Below are 21,885 nucleotides of genomic sequence, written 5' to 3' on the forward strand. Positions count from 1 at the left end.
CTGGGGCGGGGCTCGCCGGACGTACTCTTCTGCGAGCGTCGCAGTTTGCCCTGAGAGGCTTGCGAGGTAGGCAACTGCTTCTTCCACTGATGGGACGCGTTGATTTTCCCCGTTGAACTTCGGTGGCAGCGCCGTCCATAGCACAGTGGTAATCCCGCGAGCAGCGGCCCAGTCAGCGAGCCCAGGAATACTCGCCGGTGCTGGACAGCCATGTGTCCAGACCCCCAAGTGTCGCTCCATGTTCTTTGAGGGAATGGCTTCCCGCTCACGCAAGGCTCGCTTGGCGTCGCCCTCGTCGTCGGTACCAGCCTCAACCCAGAAGGAGGTGACAGCAGACGCGGCCGCATGCATGACCAACGTAAGCCGTCCATTGCCGGATTGCCTTAAAAACTCTACGCAAACCGTTGGCCCGTCTGCCAGCCACTGTCCACGAACCGGTAGACCGTCGGGTTGCCATACCAGCGACCCCCAACCAAGATAGGCAATCATCTTGAGCCTCTACTCGACTGCGACAGCCGTGCCGCCCACCACAAGCGGCTCATTTCGTAATCGGTCGAGCCTTTAGTCTCTGCGCTCACCATCCTGGATGCCTCCTCGTCTCAACAAGACTCTGTATTGATAGCGCTACCGCGCCATCTGCCGCGATGTTGCGCTGCAGGGTCCGACGCCGGGCGAGAAGAAGCGCGAAGACGGAGCATGCTGCTGATTGCGGACTACCCGCAAGAGCGGGTGACGCATGCCTGGGAGATAGTCGAACCCGCTGTCTTCAAGCTCAAGTACGAGGCGGGAGAGAACCTCATGCTGCAGGAGCAAGCGGCGTCGCGACGATGCAATCCGAACACCCCGGCACCCTGTGAAAGGAAGCACGAAATGGCTGAAGTACCAGAACAGCTCTTCGGCAATAAGCTGGATGGGACTATCCTGCCCCACCAGTAGCAGGCAATCGTGCAGTGCACGCCCCAAGGCAAAGCAGTCATGCCGTCTGCCCTGCTCATGGGCGACCCTCAACATCACCACTAGTGCCGCCAGGCTATCCAGAGTGCCCAGCCCGCACAAGCCCTCGGTGATCTCTCGTAACCGACGGTCTCGGCGGACAAACATGCCGGCTCGCAAGCTCGCTCCGCTGAACACTTCCAGTTGCACAGGTGCACTGAGCGACATGAGTATTGATTCTCCACAACCGCCAAGTGCCTCGTGGACATTCAGAGCGGCCCAGACCGGTGAACATAGAACCATGCGGGAGCCGGGATAGCGCGCCTCGGCTGCTGCCTGCGTCGCCTGGGACGGGACGTGTTCCGCATGGGCATATTTCACCCACACATTGGAGTGGCAGCCGGGACGCTCCGGGGATATCGACTGTCCGAGCGCGTATGCGCTGGATAGGCCCATTCGGCTTCGCAAGCATTCAAACCACAATCCGACACTGAGTGATCGCAGGCAGTACGGCACGGCTCGGTTGGCGGGAAGTATGCTCGTGCTTGCACGCATGCGGGCAAGTCGCGCCTCGCCGTAAAAGGGTATCTCTTTGAGCGCCATGGCCGTGCCCCTCCCCATTCACCTTTGATGGGTAACGAAACGCGAGTTTGTTACTCCTTCCACCATCCGTATTAGAGGGGCAGAATCAGGAGGACACAAGCGACGGGGTGTGACCACGCCATGACGGAGCGGACCAACGAATCAATCCTGGCCCCGGAACGCCGTGAGATCGAAAGAGAATTGACCTTTCATTTCGGGCCTCTCATCGGCTATGAAAACTTGCCGCGAGCTCTTGGCTATCGCTCCAGCCACGCGCTCCGCCAAGCAGAGGCACGCGGAACCTTGCCCGTGAAGATATTCAAAGTGCCCGGCCGCCGCGGCAAATTTGCCTTTGCGATGGACATCGCCGACTGGATGGTTGGGCTGAGGGCCGCAATCAGTCCGCCGGCAGTATCTGGCACCCCGCAAGATGAAGCGGCTGCTCTGAAGCCCAACCAGGAATGACGCCCCACAACCCAAACTCAAGGGGCCGGGCTTGTAGCGTTTCAAGAACAGACTCAAGACGTCCCCGAAGATGCGCTCGCCGAGCGCCGAGGAGAGTACCAAGAGCCGGAAACTAACATCTCCGAACCCTGGAAATGACTTGCCCCCGTTGGCGCGGGGGCAAGTGACATCTGTTGGAGCAGATGGTGGTGAAACTCAGCCTGTACCCTGAGGCTCACCCTTTTCCTTGACAAAGTCAAGCGACTTCCCGTTCGCGCGGAGGGGTGCGCCCATTTCCTCCCCATCTCATATGGCGGAGGCGAACCTGAATGGGCACCTTGTTCCAATCTCGAGACCGGGCAGACGTTCGCAAGCCGACGGCTGAGGAGCAGGATGATGACCGCAGGAAAAAGCGCGACCGCCAAACCGACGGACGAAGACCGCCGTGAGGGGCATCTGCCCCATTCCCCTCTCGAGCTAGCACGCGGCAAGCGCGACCGCCGCGAAATCTTTGTATTTCAGTCCCCGAAGAATGGGCGGACCGTAACGGTGGCCGACCTGGTCAACTTTTGCCAGGCGCTGATGCTCGAATTTGACCCCCAGGTGGAGATGTATGTTGAGAGGCCGCGTCGAATCACGGTAGGCGAGAAGCGCGACCTTGAGTTGAGCTTCTGGGTCGGGCGGAGGGATGGCACCCAGCACTACCAGTTTGTAATCCCTACAAAACGGGTGGCTTCACTGAGCGTTGGCTTAGTCAAGCTTCCCGCAGATGACGAGCTCATCCACATGGCCTTGAATCAAGGGCTCGTATTGCGACTTGTCCACGAAAACTCTCTGGCATCTCGCGCCAGCGAGGTCGCTGTTGCCTACGAACTACTTCCGCTTGTCTGGGCCAATGCAAAGATCGCGGGGGCCAGGCAGTTGGAAGTGAGGATTGAGGACATGCTCCAGAACGTTGAGCGCCTCACCATGAGCGCATTACAACTGCAGACGGGCCAGGCCCGGTTCGCAGTGGCTTGCGCAGTGGCAAGCCTCGTCTACACCGGCCGCGTACAACTCGTGGACTATCGCCCAGGGGATCCGGATGCCCTCGTGGAGGTGCGTCATGGCTAGGTACGAAATCTATGATCAGGCGACACTCGACGAGTGGTACTCCCCACATCCGGTTGATATTGCACCAGATCATCTCTCCAAGTTCCGCGTGGCCAAGGAAGCACTCACCGCCTTGCTTCTGGGCCGTTCCACCATCACCGCTATATCCCGGAGATATGGAATCTGCCACAAACGCCTGAAGCGCATGGCAATGAAAGCGCCCACGATAGCCCACGATGGCATGCCGCACGGATTTCGCGTATGCATTCCATGGGGCAGTTACTCGACTGAGCTTTCCTTCGAACCCGCGGAATTGCCGCTGGTTCCAGGAAGATTTGCGTGGCACAAAGTCTCCGAAGCTGTGCCAAGTGTTAAAGCCTTGATCGATGGCTTTGCAACCCATCTGCCGCCGGGCCGCCCTCCAAGCGCGTTCGTAAAATTGCACCAACGAGTCCTTGCGGAGCTGAAGCAGCACAACCTGGAGGACAAATTCCCCCTGAACGATCCTGGCAAGGGGAAGCGCTCGCTGCTTGCTTTGCTCAAGCGGCGGCAGTCGGCAGTAGCCGACGTGGACCTTTATGAACCTCAATCGGCATCGAACGCTCCTGTCGCTTTGGAGCAAGCAGTACGGATGGGCCTGTTCGCCAGAACGGAGTTTGACGCGCACCAAATCGATGTTGAATGCAAGATCTCCATCGATATGCCCAATGGCGCGCGTGTTACGCGCAAAGTGTCACGGCTATGGCTTCTCATCGAAATAGAGACTGAATCCAGGGCGGTAACGGGATGGCTTCTCTGTGTCGGCCAGAGCTATGACAATCTTGATGTAGCGCTCTGCTTGTCCAAGTCAATGGAACCCTGGGCTCCCAGGGACCTGACGATCCCGGACCTCTTCTACGCACCTGGCGCTGGAATGCCCGTCTATCAGGCAGCAACGCCGATAGTCACGCGCTCGGCCGCTGTCGCACTGGACAACTTCCTTGCGCACTCGGCCCATGCACTCGAAGCAGCATTCTGCAGGGCTCGGGGAGGTGTGATGATCTTCGGAAAGTCGCACACACCGCGCTCACGACCCATTGTAGAGCAATTCTTCTCGCGCTTGGAACGTGGTGCGCTGCGTAAGATCCCCGGCGGTTTTGAGCCCGCCAAACGGCTGGGGGAAAACAAGATCAGGATCAGCAACTTCTCTCCGGATGCCCATCCCATCCAGATGCACCTTCTCGAGGAGCTCCTGGACGTCATCATAGCCAACTACAACGCGACGCCTCACTCCGCACTCGGACAGATGACGCCGCTAGCGTATCTCACGAATCGCAAAGAGTCAGCGTTTGCGTTTGCGCCGGAAACCTGTGGCCTGGATGCTGCAGATATGGCTTCGACAATCGTAAGCCTGCCCGTAAAAGGCAACAAGGATAATGGGGAGTTGCCCCATGTCACCTACTTGTATGCGGACTACCGATCCCCTTCCCTTAACGATAAATGGGGACTGATTGGCACCAGGATTCTTGCGCGCGTGAATAGGCGCGATCTTCGTTCAATCGTGCTACTTCAAAGTGCCACCGTGCCATTCGGAGTGGCTACCGCGCGAGCGCCTTGGTCGCGCGCGCCGCATGACGAGAGGACGCGAAGGATCATCTGTCGTTGGTCCAAACAGCGCAGTGATTTCTCAATCGCTGGCGTGGAGTGTGCAATTGAAGCCTTCATAGCGCATCTTCGATCTACTGCAGACACGTCCCAACCCGCAGTCGACCAACTTGCGCGCTTGCAGCAGTTGCACTTCGGCCGTCTGCCCGACATTCGGTCCCAGCCAGCTCACATCCCGGTAAGAGTCCCCCGGGGAGGCAAGGTGAATCTTGATGACTAGATCGGACCTTGCGGAGGCCATCATGGCCGTCCGTCGCCTTGACCCCGACCATCCACTTTTCATTGAGTCTGGCTACCGTATCAACACGAAGCCTGTCGAACGCATGGCGGATTTCGTTCTGTACAACATTCAGCAGGGTCATCATGGGTGCTCTCTTTATTCAGAGAGCGGGGTTGGCAAATCCACGGCGCAAGACTATCTAGTCGAAACCGACTGGCGCTGGCTCGTGGAGGACGGACGCCGCGCAGGTGTGGCCAGGGCAATCGTCGCAACCTCAGATGCATGCAGGAGCCCGCTGAGCTTCTGGCACGCGCTTTCACATCAACTGGGAATGCCGCGCTGGTCATCGGCCAGGCCTCACGAGCTGAGGGCACGAATACACAATCACATGCGCGCCGCGTGTGGGCACGCCGACGTACGCAGGTACGTATTGTTCATCGACAGTGCTCAACGGCTCACCAATCTTGAGTTTCAGTGCTTAGAAGATCTTGATAACTTGATGAGCAAGGACAAGCTTACTCTCTTTTTGGTCTTTGTGTACCAAAGTGACCAGCAGGGCATCGAGCTTGGCGACATGTGGCAGCACCATCCGTCACATGTTGTTCGCCGGTGGTTTCTGGACTCAGCCCCATTTCTTCCTCTTGCGGCGCGAGATGAGGTCAGGCATGCCCTGTCGCGCTACGACGGCGCAGCATGGTGGCCGACAGAGGACATGCCATTTTCTAGATACTTCGCCACCGACGCATTTGATCGCGGATGGCGGCTGGAATCTGAAACGGAGATGATTTGCGATGCTGTGTCCGCCCTCCGGAGGGAGGTGGGACTTCCCGAACATAGTGGCTGGCCGATGTGCTCCTTCACATCGACCGTGCGGAATCTGCTAACGAACGCTTGGTTTCAGCAGAGTTTCGAACGCTTCACTCCATCTGACGTCCGTGCTGCGCTTGTGCATGTCGGGTACCTGCGAACCGAGTTCATTCGCATGCGCGAGAAGATGTCCGACAAGGCAATCGCCATCATTGAGAAGATACAGAATACGGCAAACCAGGTAGGGGGAAGCAATGAATAGCTCTCGCGCCGTAAATCCTTCTACGCCTCGGATTGTCGGCGCAGAGCATGAGTTCTATCCATACATATCGGGCTACGGCGTGCTGCAGCGGATCGTTGCACTGGGCATGCCAACAAGTGAGCAACTCATGATCATGGGGGTGAGGCGTAAGACTGGGCGCTCCATGCTCCGCCCTTTGCTTCTGCCGGGCCGGGTGCAGGATACTTTTGCGTCAGCCATCGAAGTCCGTGACGTCACAACGAAGAATCTATGGAATCCGGCCGCGTGGCTTCCAGTTCAATCACTTCGACTTCTCGCGGGTAGTGAGCTTCCATATATGCGGTGCCCCGCATGCGCACTTCACGGCTACCATTGTTCACTATTTCTCCTTCCTTCCATCTCTGCGTGCCCTTGGCATGGCGAGAAGCTCATCAGCCACTGCGAGGCATGCGGAAGGACGCTGGGCACCAGTTTTGACCACTCCGGTGGTCTCGGGACTTGTACTTGTGGATTTCAGCCAATCGACGCCCACACAGCGCTACTGGACGTCAGGCAATTTCCCGCTCGTGAAGTGTCGCAGTGGGTGGATGACTACCTTCATTGGGCATCACGCCAGCGGGCAGGCCGAGTGATTCACTTCCCCAGTGATGCGCAAAGCTGGCCTTCAGCTCTGGCGCGCCTGATTGATAGAACGACTCCTATGCCGCCCGTCCACCAGGACGATGGCAATGCTCACGTAAGGTATGAGGCTTTCCAGCCATCCGCTGACGATCCGGAGCCAGGGGCGTTCTGGGGCTGGGCAATGATTGGCGGCAACTCGGGCCTCATGTGCGCTCCGCTCCCATTGATGGCCTACGATGCTTTGACGCGGGCCACTGCAGCGGCATGCGCCAGGGTCGGACTTGAAGGCCTATCTGTCCTGAGCTTCCGCTCAACGCACTACGACACCCAAGGACCCACTGAGGTAGAGCGGCACGAGTCGTTCCTAGCTCCCTATGGTGTTTCTGCCAGCGGCGCGACTTGGCTCAATCTCTCGGTTGTCGACCCGATGGTAACGTTAGCGTGCGGCACAGCGCTGGAGCTGGCCGCTGCGGCCTTTGGTATCGCGAACGACAAGCCGGATAGGTCCCCTTCCGTAATCGTCGCTTCGGTATTGGACAGCATTAAGGGAAGATCCGCCTTGGTCGACGCGCTTGTGTGGGTTCTGGCAACCGCTTATGAGGAAGGCTTGGCGTTGACGCTTGCAAGGGTGTTCAAGCTGAATCCGAAGGATGTACTGCCTTCAGGTGGGTATCCGGTCATCGAGCTTCAGGGTTCCGCCCGTTCCTTGAGAGAAGTCCGGGTCGCCTGGGTGACACCTCGAAAAACAGCTAGAATCCAGCAGAAATCCTAAGGCAGGCAGTTCTTAGCAATTTTTGCCATCATTGGGGCAACGGCACTGTCTCGTGCCGGACTGCGAACGGCAGTAGCCTTCATGCGAGTACGCAACACAAGGGGAGGCTTTGCCGCCGCGTGGGCTAATTGGCAATTCTAATGAACCCCCGGCAGTCGTGGGCGTGTTTTATGGGCTTCCGGAACTGTTGGGCGTTATTTATGTACTTCTGGAAATGCCGGGCGTCTTTGGTGAACTTCCGGGAATATCGGGCATCTTTGGTGGACTTCCGGAAATATCGGGCATCTTTGGTGGACGGAAGCTGCCAGGAAGAGGCTAAGCTCACCCCATCCATATCTTCTACAATCAATGCGTTAGAGGCCGGGCGTTTTCGGTGCGGCAGACACAAGGATGAGATCGCGGCATGATTGAGTTCGACCCGCACCACCGTATCGACCTGACCGGCCCTTGGGCCGGTTTTTCTTTCATCGGTGATCGTCTGATCACGCCCGAAGGCCGCGAGTTGTTGCCCGAGGATCTGGCGTGGCTGTCTCTCACCGCCTGTCAGGCGCAGGAATGGCGCCGGATGATGGAAGCTGCCCGCTCGGCGCCGTCGATCGACAGTTCCAGAAATGTGCGCAATCGCGATGCCGGCATCCGCCATCATCCTGCCACTGTCGTCAATCTGCGGGACGTTGTGAGCCAGCGCAAACAGCGTTCGGCGGTGGTGATGGCTGGTCCTGACGCCGAGCCACCTGCAGCAGACCTACCGGCGCCGGGGCCAAGGCGCTGCGAGCGCGTGTGAAGCGTTTCCGTAGGGGCGCTGCCCCTACACCCCGGTTCATTGCTCGCGGCAGCGCAGCCATTCGCCCTGCTGGGCCATGCTCGGCCCATTTGCTAGCTTGTACATCTGCAGGTACATCTATGATGCGCAGACTGTGCCGTCTGACGCAGTCGCCGTGATTGATCTTTGCCTGACTCGGCTTCTAGCGGACCGAGCATTCAAACGTGACAGTTATCGTGCGGGCGAGTTGTCCGGTTTCGATTTACCGAGGCTTGTCGAAAGCTTGATGTTCGTGTCAATCGAGCGGGCTGAACGTGCCAGCCGTTACGTCAATGGTGACTGGGCGGAGATTGAGAGAATCATGCCGCAGGTGGACCGGTACGTGCGTGCGGCGGGCTGGGCGGTTCCGGTAATGGCGGCATACCTTACTCTATGCGAACGATCGCGAGCGCATTACCCCTCCGGTGCGTTCGCGGACCAAGTTCTGGAGGTCCTTTCACTGGGCCCTGATGGGCTGCGAGGTTGGCGCGGCACACTCTTCTGCGCACGAATCGCCGGCCTTATCCAGCATCTGTCACATCGGGACGCCCCGATGAACCTCTCGATGGCGCAGGCCTTCCTTCGGATACTCGACCAGCTGATCGACATGGGCGACCGTCGCAGCGCCGCACTGCAACTGGGTGAGGGCTTCCGCGACATTCGTCTGGGATCTTGAATAGTGGGACAGCACGAGTCGTCCGGTTAACAGTCCTGCGCGTAAATCGCCCATTTGTGACGCGAGATCAGTCGTTCGCGCTCGAGGAATTTGTCTCGACTACCCCCGATAAATCTTCCTAATCCCCTGCCCCGCCGACCTCCGCTTCCGGCCAGAAGCGGACGTTTTCGGTCAAGCCAGGGTTCGAGCGCGCGGCCGCCTGCACCGTTCCTCGAGCAATCACACAAGCAACCTGGACCAGCGATCTCCAAACAGCGAGATTGCAAGTCCGGCCAGCATGACCAGCGCGCCTGCAAGCTTGATGAGGGAGACGGGACGATGGGCAGAACCCATCAATGCGAAATGGTCGATGGCCAACGAAGACAGCAGCTGCCCGGCGATCACCAGCCCCACCAGGGCGGCCATGCCGGTACGGGGCACCAGGATGACGTTGCTGAGCAGCGCAAATGCGCCCATCACTCCGCCCAGCAACACCCAGGCCGGCTGCGCCGGGATGCCTGCAAGCAGGCCGAGGGTGTTGCCCCGTACGAGACCGACGAGAGTGAGCGACAACAGCCCCACCATGAAGGAGAAGATGGCGGCTGCAACAGGATCGCCGCCCAGGCCCTTTGCCAACTGACCATTGAACGTGGTCTGCAATGTGACGGCCATTCCCGCAACCATTGCCAGTGGAAAGGCCCAGGCACCGAAGCTGTTCATGTTTACTCTCAGTGATTGGTTAGAACGGGGAAGGAAGTGCCGAACACGTCCGGCGTGTAGCCGGCAGCCGAGAACAGGTGCGCGCAGGATTCGTCCACCGCAGCGCGCAACTTGCCCATGTCCAGGCCGCACATTTCGCCGCCCCGCTTCAGCACCCGGCCGCCGACCATCACGGTGTCGATGTTGCTGCGCTCCGCCGCATGCACCACTGTTCCGAACGCATTGTTGGACGGATACAGGTTGATGTCGCCGGTGCGGAACAGCACGATGTCGGCCTGCTTGCCCGGCGTCAGGCTGCCAATCCTGTCCTGCAGCCCTGCGCAGGCCGCGCCATCAAGCGTGGCGGCTTCAAGCAGGCGGTGGGAATTGAGCGGATCCTGTGAGGTGCCGGCACTACGCGGGGGACGTGCATTGACGCGCAGCACGCGCTCCAGGTAATAGGCCACGCGCATTTCCATGAACATGTCGCCGCTGTAGGACGTCTCGTTGTCAACGCTGAAGCCGGGTCGCAGCCCGTGCCGAACCGCCGCATCCCAGGCGAACATGCCATCCTCGATACCGTAGTGGGCATCCGAGCGCGGGCAGACATTGATGTGCACACCGGCATCGCGAAGGATCTCCCAGCCCTCATCCTTCAGGCAGGTGCAGTGGTTGAAGATGTTGTCCGGGCCCAGCAGCCCTTGCGCATGCAACTGAGGGAGCTGGGCGCCCATCTGTTCACCGAAGAACTCGGTGACGATCGGGATACCCAGGCGGCGTGCTTCGGCCCAGAGCTCCGGCTCGATGTTGGCCATGGTCGCCAATGTGACCAGGTCGTTGGCCGGGTCCTTGAAGTACTTTTCCTGCAGGCGGGCGAGGTTTCCCGGCCAATGCGCGCGGTCCCAAGTGCCGGACACGGGAGCGCCTGATGCATGCAGCGCACGGATGCCGGCATCGAGCAGAGCTTCAACCGATGCATCGGAGTGCGCGGCTGTGCGGCTGTTGTGGGAGTTGTCGATGACCGTAGTGATGCCAGCATCAATTGCGCCCAGCGCGGACAGCAAGGTGCCGACATACATGTCCTGCGGACGGTAATGCTTGGCGAACGAGAAATGCGTGGCGTTGGAGTAGTGCTCCAAGGTCTCGGCGTTGGAGTTGATCCGGCGCAGCTGACCCTCCCAGGCGTGGCGGTGGGAGTCCACCATGCCCGGGATGGCGATCATGTCCTTGGCATCGATGACGAACGCGTCCTCGGCGCTGAGGTTCTCGCCAACGGCAGTGATGGTCCGACCGGAGACCAGGATGTCGCCCTTCACGAGGTTGCCCACAGCCGGGTCCATGCTGATGATGGTTGCGCCACGGATGAGCGTCTTTTCGGCCGCTGCGGTTGTCGGTTGCTGAAGAATGTCTCGCGGGAGGGGGCTCATTGGGGCAAGGTCGATTTCTGGAATGGCGTGAACTCTATGCCCCGCTGACCCTGCGAAAAATCCATGCTCTTCGTTTTTATTATTCGTAGAACGCGCATAATCAGGATCGAGGTGACCGTCAACTGTAGGGTGGAAGCGAAATGGATCGGATTCTGGCGATGCAGGCGTACGTGCGGGTGGTAGAAGCGAAGAGCTTTGTGCGTGCCGCCGAGGCTCTCTCCATGCCCCCCTCCACCGTCACGGGCTTGATCAAGGGCTTGGAAAAGCACCTGCGCGTCCGCCTGCTCAACCGGACCACGCGCAGCGTCAGCCCCACTTCGGAAGGCGAGCGCTACTACCTGCAGTGCCGCGAGATCCTCAACCAGATCGAACAGGCGGAAACCGGCCTGAAGTCGTCGCCACAGGACCTGCGGGGGCGATTGAGGATCGACATGCCAGGCGGCCTCGCGCACTCGATACTCCTCCCGAACCTGGACAGCTTTCGCCGTCAGTATCCCGGGGTCCATCTGATGATCGGCGTGGGTGACCGGCCGGTCGACCTCGTCCAGGAGGGTGTGGACTGCGTGATCCGGACCGGGCCGCTGGAAGACTCCAACCTCGTAGCCCGGCCGCTGGGGAACTTCCGCTGGATCACCTGCGCCGCACCAAGCTATCTGGAGGTGTATGGCGTCCCACAATCACTTGAAGACCTCGCCGGGCACCGCGCAGTCCACCATTTTTCCTCTGGTTCGAGGGGCGGTGGCAGCCTGCTCTTCTCAGCTGATGGGAAGAGACAGGTAGTACCAGTGGAGGGCTCGGTCGCCGTCAATGAGACCGAGCTGTACATCAAGCTGTGCATGAAGGGATACGGGCTGGCACAGTTGCAAGGCGTACTGGTCGAGAAGCAGTTGCAGGATGGCAGCCTGGTTGAGGTGCTTCAGCGGTGGCGTCCGCCGTCGGTGCCGGTTTCGATCCTTTACCCGCACCACCGTTATGGATCGCCCATCGTCCAAGCATTCATAGCATGGGCTGCAGAGCTTTTCTCCGCCAAGAGCGAGAAAGCATAGATCGCGAAGTCAGCCGTCGCGTCCAGAGATTCCGAGGCGGTGTCGAGCATCTATCTCTCGGGTGGACTGCTAGAGATAGCGTATCCCTCAGACAGATGCCTCCCGGAAGCCGCCGGGCAAGGTGTCCGCTTCCGGCCAGAAGCGGACGTTCGCCCTACCCCCGATAAACATCCCTTATCAGCCCTGGGAAAGTTGGCGCACGTCAAAGATGCAGATCCGAAAAAGGAAAGAACTTCTGAGGTTGATTTCAACGCAGACATCGCTGTGTCTGCCATTGAAGTCTGTGTGAAATCTACAGCGGCTGTAACTGCTTAGCTCGCTTGAAATCCGCTAGAGCGACCAGTGAACAGAAGGTTGCAAATGTACACTGGGCGGTGTACATTCACGCAGCAAAACTTACACTGACTAGTGTACTTGTAACACCTGTCATGACTGTGGCAGCGAGACGAGACGCTGGTACTGACCCGCAGCAGCCAATGCGCGAGGCCAAGTTTTTTCACGTCGCATTCAACAGATGTTTAGCCGGAGGGTGCTGGATGTTCACTGTTCCTGATCAGAAGAACCGGCTGATAGTCGTGACAGGTGCCAATAGCGGTACAGGTGAAGAGGCAGTCCGGCGATTAGCCGCTTCGCATGCCGACATCATCATGGCTGTTCGCAATGAGGAAAAAGGGAATGCCGTCTGCAGACTTATACGTGCTCAGCTCCCTTCGTCGTCGATTAAGGTACGCCACTTAGATCTCTCCTCCCTTGCGAGCGTTCACGAATTTGCTGAGGCCACCCTAAGGGATGGCCGTCCTGTGGACGTACTCATCAACAACGCGGGCATCATGATGCCGCCGCGACGTATGCTGAGTGCGGATGGATTTGAGCTGCAGATGGCGACCAACTTCCTTGGCCATTTCGCTCTCACTAACCTTCTGATGTCCGCTCTCCTTGAGGCGGAGGCTCCTCGCGTAAGCACGGTCACGAGCAGTGCGGCAATTGGCGCGAAGATCAACTTGAGTGACCTTCAAAGCTTGTCTTCATATAGCCCAATGGCAGCTTACGCGCAGTCGAAGCTCGCCTGCTTGGTGTTCGCTAACAGATTGGGCGAAATCGCAAATGAACAGGGATGGCCGCTGCTTAGCACAAGTTCTCATCCAGGGCACACTCGAACTAATCTACAGACAAGCGGCCCGAATATAGATACAGGCTCAACGCACAAGAAATTGGCTTTCAGGCTTGTGCCTTCCATGGATGTCAAGTGGGCGACAGACTCGCTTCTAAGAGCTGCGGTGGACCCCACTGCAACGCAGGGTGCGTTCTATGGGCCAAAATTCTTGCTTATTGGGGACTCTCATTTGGCTAAACAGCCACGATCTGCCGCGGTTGTTGATCGGGCACGTCTGTGGCAGCTCGCGGAGGAGCTAACTGGGACTTCGCTTCCAACGGAGCGATAGATCGTTTCTCCCGTCCCGCGCGCCTCAATAAGAGGCCTCGGCGTCTATTCACCGGCACCGTATGGGAATCTGGCGCCACCCACGCCTATCAGTAACGCCGGGGTACTAATATTGCGATGACGCTGCGTCGCTGCATACATGAGTGGCAAAGAGATATCAGGTGAGGTCGTGTAGATCTTTGCCTATGTTCGGGCCCAGCTGCCAATCTGAGAAGCGAACTTTTAGTCCTTCGCGCTCAGGTGTGCACGCCATTGGGCCCACCTCGTACGTACTAGCTATCGGAAACGGACACAATCGGACCAAAGGCCAGTACTTTCCATCTCTTGACACTTGGAGGCGAAGCACACCTTTCCCGATCGTGGCACGCATCCAAAAGTCTGAAGGGTCCGCTTCGTAGGGACTTGTTGCCCAATCAGAACCTCCGTTTGTTACGACGCTGCTAAGCATCGCACGCCCATCGCTGAGCTCGATGCCCGCCTTAACCCACCGCCGCTCGTCGATACGGATCATGATTCCCGCCTGATCATAGAGCGACTCAAAGTCGGCGCGGATGCGGAGCTGGCAGGTAAAACTTGCTGGAGCTTCTATGGCGAGAAAGTGGCCACTATCGCGAATGAACCCATAGTAAGTCTCACGCCAAAAATCAGTGTTCTTATCGGTCATAACCTCTAATGCACCATCTGAAAGTACCCGATGCACCTCAGGCTCGTTGAACCATTTTCCCTCGGTCCAGTAATTAGTTAACGTTGATCGAGCTCCAGTGGATAGGGCCACTCCATCCGTTGCCGTGACGCTCATTGCCAGCCTGCGCCAGATATCTTTCATGTGTGAGTCATTGTCAGTCATGCGGCCATTATAGATCCAAGGAGCAGGCCGCAATAGATCTCAAGGGCGATTCTATATAGCGGCCATCAGATCTTAACTTGTACATCTGTCCAAGGTGACAAGTCAGCCCTCTGCCACCAGCCGGCCTGAGCGGCCGCACCACCATGGGTGTGGAAGCAGGGCTCGGCATTGCGTTCTCCTAGATGCTTGTGCGCCGAAGCAAGACTGCAAAGCAGACGATCCAGCAGCGCTTCATGGCATGCCCCAACGCCTGATCCGACACACTCTTGGCAACATAAGTGCATTTCTCTGCTCTTGGTCAAAAGCTGGCGTCAGCACCGGGCTAGCTACTTGAATAGTTCTTATGCTTGCTATCGGCTAGAAGCGGACCTGCGCCCTACCCTATAAACGCAACGCGGCATGCGAAGCGCGCCTTGGGTGTCCCGGTAGGCCAGCAAGTGCGGCATGAACGTGCGTACGTCGTCACCAAAGCGCTCTGCGTAGACCCTGGCGATGGACGCTTCGACCATTCTTCGATCGAAATGGTCGCGGTCGATCAGCGAGGCTTCGACAAATCGACCCGGATGAGGGGCCAAGGGTATCGGCTGTGGGATCGTGTCCATGGGGCGGGATCGTCAGCCCCGGCGATTAAGGCAAATTTAGGTCGTTGTTAGATGAATGCTAGTGATTCGATAGGATGACGTTCTGTACCGGGACGCCGCCACGGAGACACGCCAAGCGAAGGTCTGGTGGTTGTCCATGCATCCGCCCTCAGACGCCCGGGGCTGTGCCGTTGGCTGACCGGTCATTCCTTGAATTGCGGGCCAAGCTCTCGTACGTCTCGCGGTATCGGTCAAGTGTGGCCTCATCAAGCTCTTCCAGATCCAGGAGTGTATTGCTCGCCTCCTCCGTCGCCCGGATCAACTCATCGAGCTTTATCTGAATCGCTTCAGTGTCCCGCGTCTGAGTGTTCTGGATCAGGAATACCATGAGGAAGGTAATTACCGTTGTTCCGGTATTTATCACCAGCTGCCAACTGTCGCTGAACTTGAAGATGGGGCCGGTTGCCAGCCAGGCCGCCACGCTCAGCAATGCGGTTGCAAAGCTTATCGGTCGTCCTGCAAGTCTCGATATCTTCTTTGCGAAGAGATTGAACAGGGCGTCCATGATGGAGCCTTTGAGAGTGCGGGATGCCATCTTGTACAACGATAGGCCGGCCGATCATGATCTAGGTCAAGGATTGGCATTGCGCAGACCGGTCTGCAATCGCTTCAACGCATCAGTTGGCGGACGTGCACGCTGGATCAAAAAGCCGCATTGTTGATCCAGATCAACTTACATGTTCTTGCCTGGTGCAGCGTAGCAGGCGGAGGCAGGCAATGCGTCGTGCCGTCTGGCAGGGTCATGAACAGGCTGCGTGAGAAAGTATGCATTATCACCGGTGCGGCGGTGGGTATTGGTCAAGCATGCGCCAGACGCCTGGCCCAGGAGGGGGCCGCTGTCGCCCTGTTCGACCTGCTTGATTCGCAGGGGGAAGCGCTGGCCGCCGAACTGCTTCAAGCAGGATGTGCTTCGCGCTACTGGCATGTTGATGTCGCTCGCGAAATCGACGTATCTGGCGCGATCGATGCGGTAGCTGCCGCGTTCGGGCGCGTGGATGTCCTCGTCAACAATGCCGGCATCGCCGGTGCGAACAAGCCGACGCATGAGCTTACCGAAGAAGAATGGGATCGAGTGCAGGCGGTCAACGTCAAGGGCGTATTCTTCTGCACCAAGCACGCGATACCCCACATGCGCCGCGCCCGCGCCGGCAGCATCATCAACCTTTCTTCTATCTACGGCCTTGTTGGAGCGGCTGACGTGCCTCCGTACCATGCCTCGAAGGGAGCTGTCCGTCTCATGAGCAAGACCGACGCCCTCCTCTACGCGTCTGACAACATCCGCGTGAACTCTGTGCATCCAGGCTACATCCGCACGCCAATGGTCGAGCATCACCTGCGCGATAGTGGCGCGACCGATCTGGACCGTGCGCTGACCGAACTTGGGAGATTGCATCCGCTGGGACACATTGGCGACGTGGACGATATCGCCTGGGGCGTTGTCTATCTGGCCTCCGATGAGGCCCGCTTCGTCACTGGTGCCGAGCTGGTCATAGACGGTGGGTACACAGCGCGCTAGAGCGCCTGCCGGTGCACGTCAGGGTCGGCGCTGGGATTGCAGGGTTCCTCTTTGCGGATCGGTCGAATGCGGCGGGTAGTTGATGCAGATCAAAGACCGTGAGCGGGAATGGTTCACGGTGAGGCATCCCTCCAAGGCAATAACTTCCCGTGCGAGTCGTCAGATCCACCGCCGCGCCGCAGCCGCCTGGAAAAGCAGGTGGTCGGGTGCAAGGCCTGTCCTTCGCCGAAGCGCTCCGTCGCTTGGCATCGGAGGGGCCCAACGTGTTGCCCCAATCCGATGGCCGTGGCGGATTGCGCATCATGCGCAGCGTGCTCGCCGAACCGATGCTGCTGCTGCTCGTCGCCGCTGCGACGATCCATTTGCTGCTTGGCGATCCGACTGATGCGGGAATGCTGGGCGTATCAGTCCTGCTCGTCGTCGGCCTGACGTTCTATCAGGAGTATCGCTCCGAGCGCGCGCTCAGAGCACTCAGGGAGCTCGGGAGTCCGATGGCCCGGGTACGCCGTGACGGTCGCCCTGTGTCGCTGTCGAGCCGCGACATCGTGCGTGGCGACGTCCTACAGCTCTCCGAAGGCGACCGGGTGCCAGCGGATGCGCGGCTCGTCGCCGACGATGGATTGAGCGGCGAGGTGCTGCAGTTGGACGAATCGCTGTTGACCGGTGAGTCCGTCGCCGTACGGCGAGTTTGCGGGGTGATGACGCAGGACCGCGTCTACGCCGGCACATTGGTCGTTGCCGGACACGCGACGGCGGTCGTGACGGCAACAGGTACCGATACCGCTATTGGCCAGATCGGCGCATCCCTGCAGCAGGTACGCACCCCACCGACACCAATGCAGCGACAGATCCGGCGCGCCGTCCTGGCGTTCACGGCGCTTGCGCTCGCGGCGAGCACGCTGGTGGCTGTCCTCCACTTTGTTCTTCACCGTGACTGGCTGCAGGCTGCGCTGGCGGGCGTCACCTTGGCAATGGCCAATGTTCCGGAAGAATTTCCAGTCGTGCTCAGCGTCTTTCTGGCGCTGGGCGCGTGGCGAATGGCCCGGCATCGGGTACTGGTCCGGCACCCTCCCGCGATCGAAGCACTGGGTGCAGTAACGGTGCTCTGCACGGATAAGACCGGCACACTCACCGAGAACCGGATGGCCGTCGTTGAACTCGTGGCCGGTCAGGATCGGTCGTGCTTGTCCGGCGACCTCTCCCCTGTCTTCCGAAATCTGCTCGAATCCGCGGACGCCGCCTGTGCCGATGATGCTGTGGATCCGATGGAAAACGCATTGCGGATGTCCCTGCGTGGCGTCCCATCGACGGTTCGACCACCGGCTGCGCATCGTGTCGCCGAGTACCCCTTGACGCGTGCGCTGTTGGCAGTAGGCCATGCTTGGCGCCTGCCTGGCAGCGCCGAGATCGCGGTGTTCTGCAAAGGAGCTCCGGAGGATGTCACTCGCCTGTGCGGGTTGGTGGAGGGTCGGCGAACCGCCGTGCTCGCCGAAGTCGCTGCGATGGGCCGGCGTGGATTGCGCGTACTTGCAGTGGCTGCCAGCCCCCCGGGCGCTGGCCTGAGAATAGCGCCCGCCACCCTGGGCAGCTGCCCGCTGGAGTGGCGTGGCCTGGTGGGCTTCGCCGATCCGCTTCGGGCCGGCGTTCCCGAGGCGGTTCATGAAGCAGCCGCCGCAGGTATCCGTGTGCTCATGCTGACAGGCGATCATCCGGAAACGGCTCGCGCGATCGCCACCCAGGCGGGGATTCCCGGTGACACCGTAGCAGTGGGCGACGCCTTCCCCAGCCTCGACAGGGATGGCATCGCTCGCAAGCTGTATGACACGTACGTCTTCGCGCGAATCAAGCCAGACCTCAAACTGGCGCTGGTCAAAGCGCTGCAGGCATCAGGCCACGTGGTGGCGATGACCGGGGACGGCGTGAACGATGCGCCCGCGCTCATGGCGGCCCATGTAGGCGTGGCGATGGGGGCACGCGGAACTGATGTCGCGCGTGAGGCCGCGTCAATCGTACTGCTGGACGACAACTTCGTAACGATCGTGCACGCCATCCGGCGCGGGCGTATCATTTATGACAACATCGTCCGCGCAGTGCGCTACATCCTGGCCGTACACGTGCCGATCACCGGCCTGGCACTGCTGCCGCTGATGATCGGGCAGCCACTGGTACTGCTTCCATTGCATGTGGTGTGCCTGGAGCTGATCATCGATCCAGCCTCCACGCTGGTGTTCGAACGCGAAGGCGGCGCACCGGACATCATGCGTCGCCCGCCGCGCCGCCCCGATCATCGTTTGCTCAACGTGCGTCTGCTGCTGGAGAGTATGGGCCAAGGGGGGCTCGCGTTCGGGGCAGTGGCCGTGATCTACCTCTTGGGACAGAGCCAGCACTTGCCCGTGCAACAGACCGGTGCAGTGGCGTTCGTTGCACTGGTCGTCTCCAATCTCTCACTTATTGTTATCAACCGTGTCGGTGCCGAGCAAGGGTCGTGGTGGCGCAGGCGCAATCCGGTATTCTGGACCATCGTCGCTTCCGCGCTGTTGCTGCTGGCCGCAGTCATTCTACTGTCAGGGCCGTCGCGTTGGTTCGGATTTGCACGCCCTCCTCTCTCGTTGGCGGCCGTCGCATTAGTGCTGCCGCCCCTGATTCTGGGCGGCGCTGAATGGCTGCGAGCAAGATGGCATGAGCACTTCCCGCGATTCGCAGTGGGCCAATGGCCGCCCTCTCCCGTGATCGGTGAATCCGTTGATCCAGGTCAAAATGGCTCGCCACACCGAACGGGATCTTCGGTTTCGTCATCCCACGGAGAATCGCCGTGATCAAAGATATTCTTCTTCCCATCACTGGAACTCCCGGCGATGGGCCTGCGCTTGCGGCCGCTGTCCGGCTGGCATCTGGATTCAACGCCCACCTTGCGGTGCTTGAAATGGTGAATCTGCCAACCGCCTTCGCCAATCCCTGGGGGTTTCCTCCCGAACCCGGCTTGCTTGCGATGTATGCCGAACTTCGCAAAGTGGGCCAGCAGAACGCGTCCAGACTACGCACGTTCCTGGAGAAGGAAGGAATTTCCTGGGAGGTCCGACTGGATGAAGCCTTGCTGGAGGATCCAACCCATATCGCAGCACTCCACGCGCGATTCAGCGACGTAGCGTGCGTGGCGGCACCTACCCAGGGAGATCGCGGCACCAGCCTGACGCATGAGTATTTCCATGCGCTGCTTTTCGAATCGGGCCGGCCAGTGCTGGTTGTGCCCGCCCATGCTGTCATGCAGGCGCCCCCACGCCACATCGTCCTCGCCTGGCATCCGACTGAAGAAGCCAGTCGGGCACTCAACGACGCACTTCCGTTCATGATCTCCGCTGCTACGATCGACGTGGTGCACGTGGCCGTGGATGAAGAGAATCCGATTGGACGGGAGCGAATCGGCCTGGACATTGGTGTGCACCTGGCCCGTCACGGCCTCGAGGTCAACATGGTGTCCCAGCCTCCGGCGGCCGATTCTGTCGCCCAGAGTGTGTTGATGCATGCACGCGCAACGGGAGCGCAGCTCGTCGTGGCGGGAGGTTATGGACACTGGCGCGCACGCGAGTGGCTATTGGGTGGTGTCACCCGCGACCTGCTGCATGCTGCACATCTACCGGTGCTCTTTGCGCATTGAAGCTGCAGGTGGTATGCGTGGCATTCGGCTGCCGCAGCCGCCGTCCTTGGGCAGCGCTGTCTGGAAGCAGTGCGTGAATACGTTGATCTCAAGCATCCGGTTGGCCGCGGTCAGCCGTATCCAGGTGAAGATCTTGACGCAGGTCGAGCTCGTGGATGACCTGGCAAGGCTCATCGGGATCGAGCCGGCTCGTGAATCCCAGGTGATGGGCCAGATCCCTCATCGCCGCATTGCCGGAGAGGTCCACCGAGTACAACGTACGCATGCCACGCGATCGCGCTACTTTGATGAGATGGCGCATGAGACTGGTACCCAGTCCCTTGTTCTGCCACTGGTCCGACACAGTGACCGCACACTCGCAGTTCTGACCATCGCTGTCCGCACTGAAACGACTGACGCCAATGATGTTGCTGTTGACGTCACCTGTCTCGATTGCGATGAAAGCGGCCTCTTTGACAGGATCGATCACCGTCAGGCGTGACAGGAGTTCCTCACTTGGATGGCACAGTCCACCTAGAAAGCGATAGTGCCGCGTTTGGCTGGAGAGGCCTTCGATGAAGGCGCGCTCTGCCTCGCGATCCTGCGGTCGGATGGCACGAATCAGCACGCGGCTGCCATCGCGCAGCGTCTCAAGCCACTGAGGTTCGATGCTGGTCTGGGTTACGGGTGCGCTTGCCATGAGCAGATGCCTCGATTCAGGACGGCCCCATGCTAGGACTTGATGAGAGCCTCGCTTTGACCTGGATCAACTATCCACGCTGCCGGCACGCGCAATGATGCCCGTACACATTTGTCCGGTCCCGGCACTTGCCGGCCCCAGCTCCGAAAAGGCCCGCCCTGACAGGTTGCCTGGTGTTACACAGTGTTACTAAACGTGTCCGGCGCGTCGTCGGCCGCTGATCGATAGCTTGTACCGTTGATCCACATTCCCTGACGAGGAGCGCGGCGATGTGGGACGGTCAGGTTTTTCCAGATTCGTGCATGCAGGTCGGGCCGTTCGAACCATGCCAAGAGCCGCACGCTGGCACAGTCATAAACGCAGCATTGTTCCCGAACATTACGATGCAGTGCCGACGGCTGCAGTCCAGGCAATGCCTGTTCCGCGCGGGGCAACCCTGCCGCGCCTTGTTCATTGTGAATGCGGGCCTGTTCAAGACCTCAGTGCTCAGCGAGGATGGTCGGGAAAGGGTGACCGGCTTTCATCTGCGCGGCGAACTGCTCGGCATCGACTCATTCGACATGCCCACTTATGCGTGCGATGCGATCGCGCTGGATACCAGTGAGGTCTGGGAACTGCCATTGTCGTGGTTGAAGGGTGAAGGAAGCGACCTGTTGCCATTCATTACCGGCATGCTCGCGGCCGAAATACGGCGGGATTGGCGTTGGATGCTTGCCCTTGGCACCTTGAGTGCCGAACAGCGGGTGGTGGCATTCCTGCTGGATCTGGCCGCACGCCTGCAGTCTCTCGGCTACAGCGCGCAGTATCTCCTGTTGCGCATGACCCGCGCAGATCTGGGCAGCTTCCTGGCCCTGCAGCTGGAGACCGTCACCCGAGCCCTCTCCCATCTTGATGCGACTGGCGTAATCGCCGTGAATCGGCGTGAAATCCGGATCCGTGACGAGACCCGCCTGAGATCCATGCTGACCTGCCCGTGATCCCGATCCCGTGGAGCCACCGCGATCCCGTGGCTGGCGCCTGATACTGCCGCCTTCTGTCTTGAGCCCGCCCCGCGGTGATCGCTTGCCGGTTACTTGGAAAGGGAGTAAATATCCGCGCATAAGCCCATCCTTGCCTGGCGC

19 protein-coding genes are annotated in these 21,885 nt (G+C 59.6%); 14 read left to right on the top strand and 5 right to left on the bottom strand.

The genetic code is table 11. From position 1 onward, the window contains the following. Nucleotides 1-696: 696 nt before the first annotated feature. From AB839_RS21425 to AB839_RS03055, 8 genes are all read left to right on the top strand, one after another. Nucleotides 697-936 (top strand): hypothetical protein, encoded by a 240-nt coding sequence (locus AB839_RS21425; protein WP_126412177.1) that lies wholly within the window; start codon nucleotides 697-699, stop codon nucleotides 934-936. Nucleotides 937-1,656: 720 nt separating this feature from the next. Beyond that, complete coding sequence (locus AB839_RS03020; protein WP_024956858.1) at nucleotides 1,657-1,980, top strand: hypothetical protein; 324 nt, start codon at nucleotides 1,657-1,659, stop codon at nucleotides 1,978-1,980. A gap of 375 nt (nucleotides 1,981-2,355) precedes the next feature. Further along, on the top strand, nucleotides 2,356-3,072 hold the full coding sequence (locus AB839_RS03025) for a hypothetical protein (protein WP_049401583.1): 717 nt from the start codon (nucleotides 2,356-2,358) through the stop codon (nucleotides 3,070-3,072). Beyond that, the gene (locus tag AB839_RS03030; protein WP_024956856.1) at nucleotides 3,065-4,915 is read left to right on the top strand and encodes a hypothetical protein; all 1,851 of its coding nucleotides are present in this window, start codon (nucleotides 3,065-3,067) and stop codon (nucleotides 4,913-4,915) included. The genes AB839_RS03025 and AB839_RS03030 overlap by 8 nt, the downstream gene beginning before the upstream one ends. 22 nt (nucleotides 4,916-4,937) lie before the next feature. Next, nucleotides 4,938-5,984: an ATP-binding protein gene (locus AB839_RS03035; protein WP_157806056.1), complete on the top strand. Its 1,047-nt coding sequence runs from the start codon at nucleotides 4,938-4,940 to the stop codon at nucleotides 5,982-5,984. A gap of 826 nt (nucleotides 5,985-6,810) precedes the next feature. Beyond that, entirely contained in the window at nucleotides 6,811-7,356 is a 546-nt protein-coding gene (locus tag AB839_RS03040) for a hypothetical protein (protein WP_126412179.1), read from the top strand. A 403-nt stretch (nucleotides 7,357-7,759) separates the two neighbouring features. Next, nucleotides 7,760-8,140, top strand: a complete 381-nt coding sequence (locus tag AB839_RS03050) for a DUF3653 domain-containing protein (protein WP_061478214.1) — start codon at nucleotides 7,760-7,762, stop codon at nucleotides 8,138-8,140. Between the two features lie 265 nt (nucleotides 8,141-8,405). Further along, nucleotides 8,406-8,834, top strand: coding sequence for a hypothetical protein (locus AB839_RS03055; RefSeq protein WP_197467665.1), 429 nt, complete (start codon nucleotides 8,406-8,408; stop codon nucleotides 8,832-8,834). A gap of 219 nt (nucleotides 8,835-9,053) precedes the next feature. Here the strand turns inward: AB839_RS03055 and AB839_RS03060 are convergent, their stop codons facing one another. Continuing rightward, nucleotides 9,054-9,533, bottom strand: coding sequence for a DMT family transporter (locus AB839_RS03060; RefSeq protein WP_061478216.1), 480 nt, complete (start codon nucleotides 9,531-9,533; stop codon nucleotides 9,054-9,056). 8 nt (nucleotides 9,534-9,541) lie between these two features. Next, nucleotides 9,542-10,939, bottom strand: a complete 1,398-nt coding sequence (locus AB839_RS03065; protein ID WP_061478217.1) for an amidohydrolase family protein — start codon at nucleotides 10,937-10,939, stop codon at nucleotides 9,542-9,544. Between the two features lie 140 nt (nucleotides 10,940-11,079). Between AB839_RS03065 and AB839_RS03070 the strand changes: the two genes are divergently transcribed. Further along, nucleotides 11,080-11,985 carry a LysR family transcriptional regulator gene (locus tag AB839_RS03070; RefSeq protein ID WP_061478218.1) on the top strand — a complete coding sequence of 302 codons (906 nt, stop codon included), beginning with the start codon at nucleotides 11,080-11,082 and terminating at the stop codon, nucleotides 11,983-11,985. A 536-nt stretch (nucleotides 11,986-12,521) separates the two neighbouring features. Beyond that, nucleotides 12,522-13,427, top strand: coding sequence for an SDR family oxidoreductase (locus AB839_RS20950; RefSeq protein WP_082783271.1), 906 nt, complete (start codon nucleotides 12,522-12,524; stop codon nucleotides 13,425-13,427). A 156-nt stretch (nucleotides 13,428-13,583) separates the two neighbouring features. Here the strand turns inward: AB839_RS20950 and AB839_RS20955 are convergent, their stop codons facing one another. After that, nucleotides 13,584-14,252, bottom strand: a complete 669-nt coding sequence (locus tag AB839_RS20955; protein WP_241776743.1) for a DUF1349 domain-containing protein — start codon at nucleotides 14,250-14,252, stop codon at nucleotides 13,584-13,586. Nucleotides 14,253-15,023: 771 nt separating this feature from the next. Further along, nucleotides 15,024-15,419, bottom strand: coding sequence for a low affinity iron permease family protein (locus tag AB839_RS03075; protein WP_061478327.1), 396 nt, complete (start codon nucleotides 15,417-15,419; stop codon nucleotides 15,024-15,026). Nucleotides 15,420-15,656: 237 nt separating this feature from the next. Here AB839_RS03075 and AB839_RS03080 point away from each other — a divergent pair, with 237 nt between their 5' ends. The 3 genes from AB839_RS03080 (at nucleotide 15,657) to AB839_RS03090 (ending at nucleotide 20,085) form a co-directional block, all read left to right on the top strand. Next, nucleotides 15,657-16,430, top strand: a complete 774-nt coding sequence (locus AB839_RS03080) for a glucose 1-dehydrogenase (protein ID WP_061478219.1) — start codon at nucleotides 15,657-15,659, stop codon at nucleotides 16,428-16,430. A gap of 206 nt (nucleotides 16,431-16,636) precedes the next feature. After that, a complete protein-coding gene (locus tag AB839_RS03085) occupies nucleotides 16,637-19,246 on the top strand; it encodes a cation-translocating P-type ATPase (RefSeq protein WP_061478220.1) in 2,610 nt (869 codons plus the stop codon). After that, entirely contained in the window at nucleotides 19,243-20,085 is an 843-nt protein-coding gene (locus AB839_RS03090) for a universal stress protein (RefSeq protein ID WP_156476606.1), read from the top strand. Before AB839_RS03085 ends, AB839_RS03090 begins: the two co-directional genes overlap by 4 nt. Nucleotides 20,086-20,173: 88 nt before the next feature. Here AB839_RS03090 and AB839_RS03095 read toward each other — a convergent pair whose 3' ends face one another. Next, on the bottom strand, nucleotides 20,174-20,764 hold the full coding sequence (locus AB839_RS03095) for a GNAT family N-acetyltransferase (RefSeq protein ID WP_061478222.1): 591 nt from the start codon (nucleotides 20,762-20,764) through the stop codon (nucleotides 20,174-20,176). Nucleotides 20,765-21,033: 269 nt separating this feature from the next. Here AB839_RS03095 and AB839_RS03100 point away from each other — a divergent pair, with 269 nt between their 5' ends. Continuing rightward, complete coding sequence (locus tag AB839_RS03100) at nucleotides 21,034-21,741, top strand: helix-turn-helix domain-containing protein (RefSeq protein WP_061478223.1); 708 nt, start codon at nucleotides 21,034-21,036, stop codon at nucleotides 21,739-21,741. The last annotated feature ends 144 nt before the right edge of the window (nucleotides 21,742-21,885 follow it).

It is taken from the genome of Stenotrophomonas sp. DDT-1 (genome assembly GCF_001580555.1).
Taxonomy (GTDB): Bacteria; Pseudomonadota; Gammaproteobacteria; order Xanthomonadales; family Xanthomonadaceae; genus Stenotrophomonas; species Stenotrophomonas sepilia.

Excerpts from the sequence above, each read along its gene's own strand:
- AB839_RS21425 (WP_126412177.1), top strand. The coding sequence starts at position 697 with ATGCTGCTGATTGCGGACTACCCGCAAGAGCGGGTGACGCATGCCTGG.
- AB839_RS03020 (WP_024956858.1), top strand. The coding sequence starts at position 1,657 with ATGACGGAGCGGACCAACGAATCAATCCTGGCCCCGGAACGCCGTGAG.
- AB839_RS03025 (WP_049401583.1), top strand. The coding sequence starts at position 2,356 with ATGACCGCAGGAAAAAGCGCGACCGCCAAACCGACGGACGAAGACCGC.
- AB839_RS03030 (WP_024956856.1), top strand. The coding sequence starts at position 3,065 with ATGGCTAGGTACGAAATCTATGATCAGGCGACACTCGACGAGTGGTAC.
- AB839_RS03035 (WP_157806056.1), top strand. The coding sequence starts at position 4,938 with ATGGCCGTCCGTCGCCTTGACCCCGACCATCCACTTTTCATTGAGTCT.
- AB839_RS03040 (WP_126412179.1), top strand. The coding sequence starts at position 6,811 with ATGGCCTACGATGCTTTGACGCGGGCCACTGCAGCGGCATGCGCCAGG.
- AB839_RS03050 (WP_061478214.1), top strand. The coding sequence starts at position 7,760 with ATGATTGAGTTCGACCCGCACCACCGTATCGACCTGACCGGCCCTTGG.
- AB839_RS03055 (WP_197467665.1), top strand. The coding sequence starts at position 8,406 with ATGTTCGTGTCAATCGAGCGGGCTGAACGTGCCAGCCGTTACGTCAAT.
- AB839_RS03060 (WP_061478216.1), bottom strand. The coding sequence starts at position 9,533 with ATGAACAGCTTCGGTGCCTGGGCCTTTCCACTGGCAATGGTTGCGGGA.
- AB839_RS03065 (WP_061478217.1), bottom strand. The coding sequence starts at position 10,939 with ATGAGCCCCCTCCCGCGAGACATTCTTCAGCAACCGACAACCGCAGCG.
- AB839_RS03070 (WP_061478218.1), top strand. The coding sequence starts at position 11,080 with ATGGATCGGATTCTGGCGATGCAGGCGTACGTGCGGGTGGTAGAAGCG.
- AB839_RS20950 (WP_082783271.1), top strand. The coding sequence starts at position 12,522 with ATGTTCACTGTTCCTGATCAGAAGAACCGGCTGATAGTCGTGACAGGT.
- AB839_RS20955 (WP_241776743.1), bottom strand. The coding sequence starts at position 14,252 with ATGAAAGATATCTGGCGCAGGCTGGCAATGAGCGTCACGGCAACGGAT.
- AB839_RS03075 (WP_061478327.1), bottom strand. The coding sequence starts at position 15,419 with ATGGACGCCCTGTTCAATCTCTTCGCAAAGAAGATATCGAGACTTGCA.
- AB839_RS03080 (WP_061478219.1), top strand. The coding sequence starts at position 15,657 with ATGAACAGGCTGCGTGAGAAAGTATGCATTATCACCGGTGCGGCGGTG.
- AB839_RS03095 (WP_061478222.1), bottom strand. The coding sequence starts at position 20,764 with ATGGCAAGCGCACCCGTAACCCAGACCAGCATCGAACCTCAGTGGCTT.
- AB839_RS03100 (WP_061478223.1), top strand. The coding sequence starts at position 21,034 with ATGTGGGACGGTCAGGTTTTTCCAGATTCGTGCATGCAGGTCGGGCCG.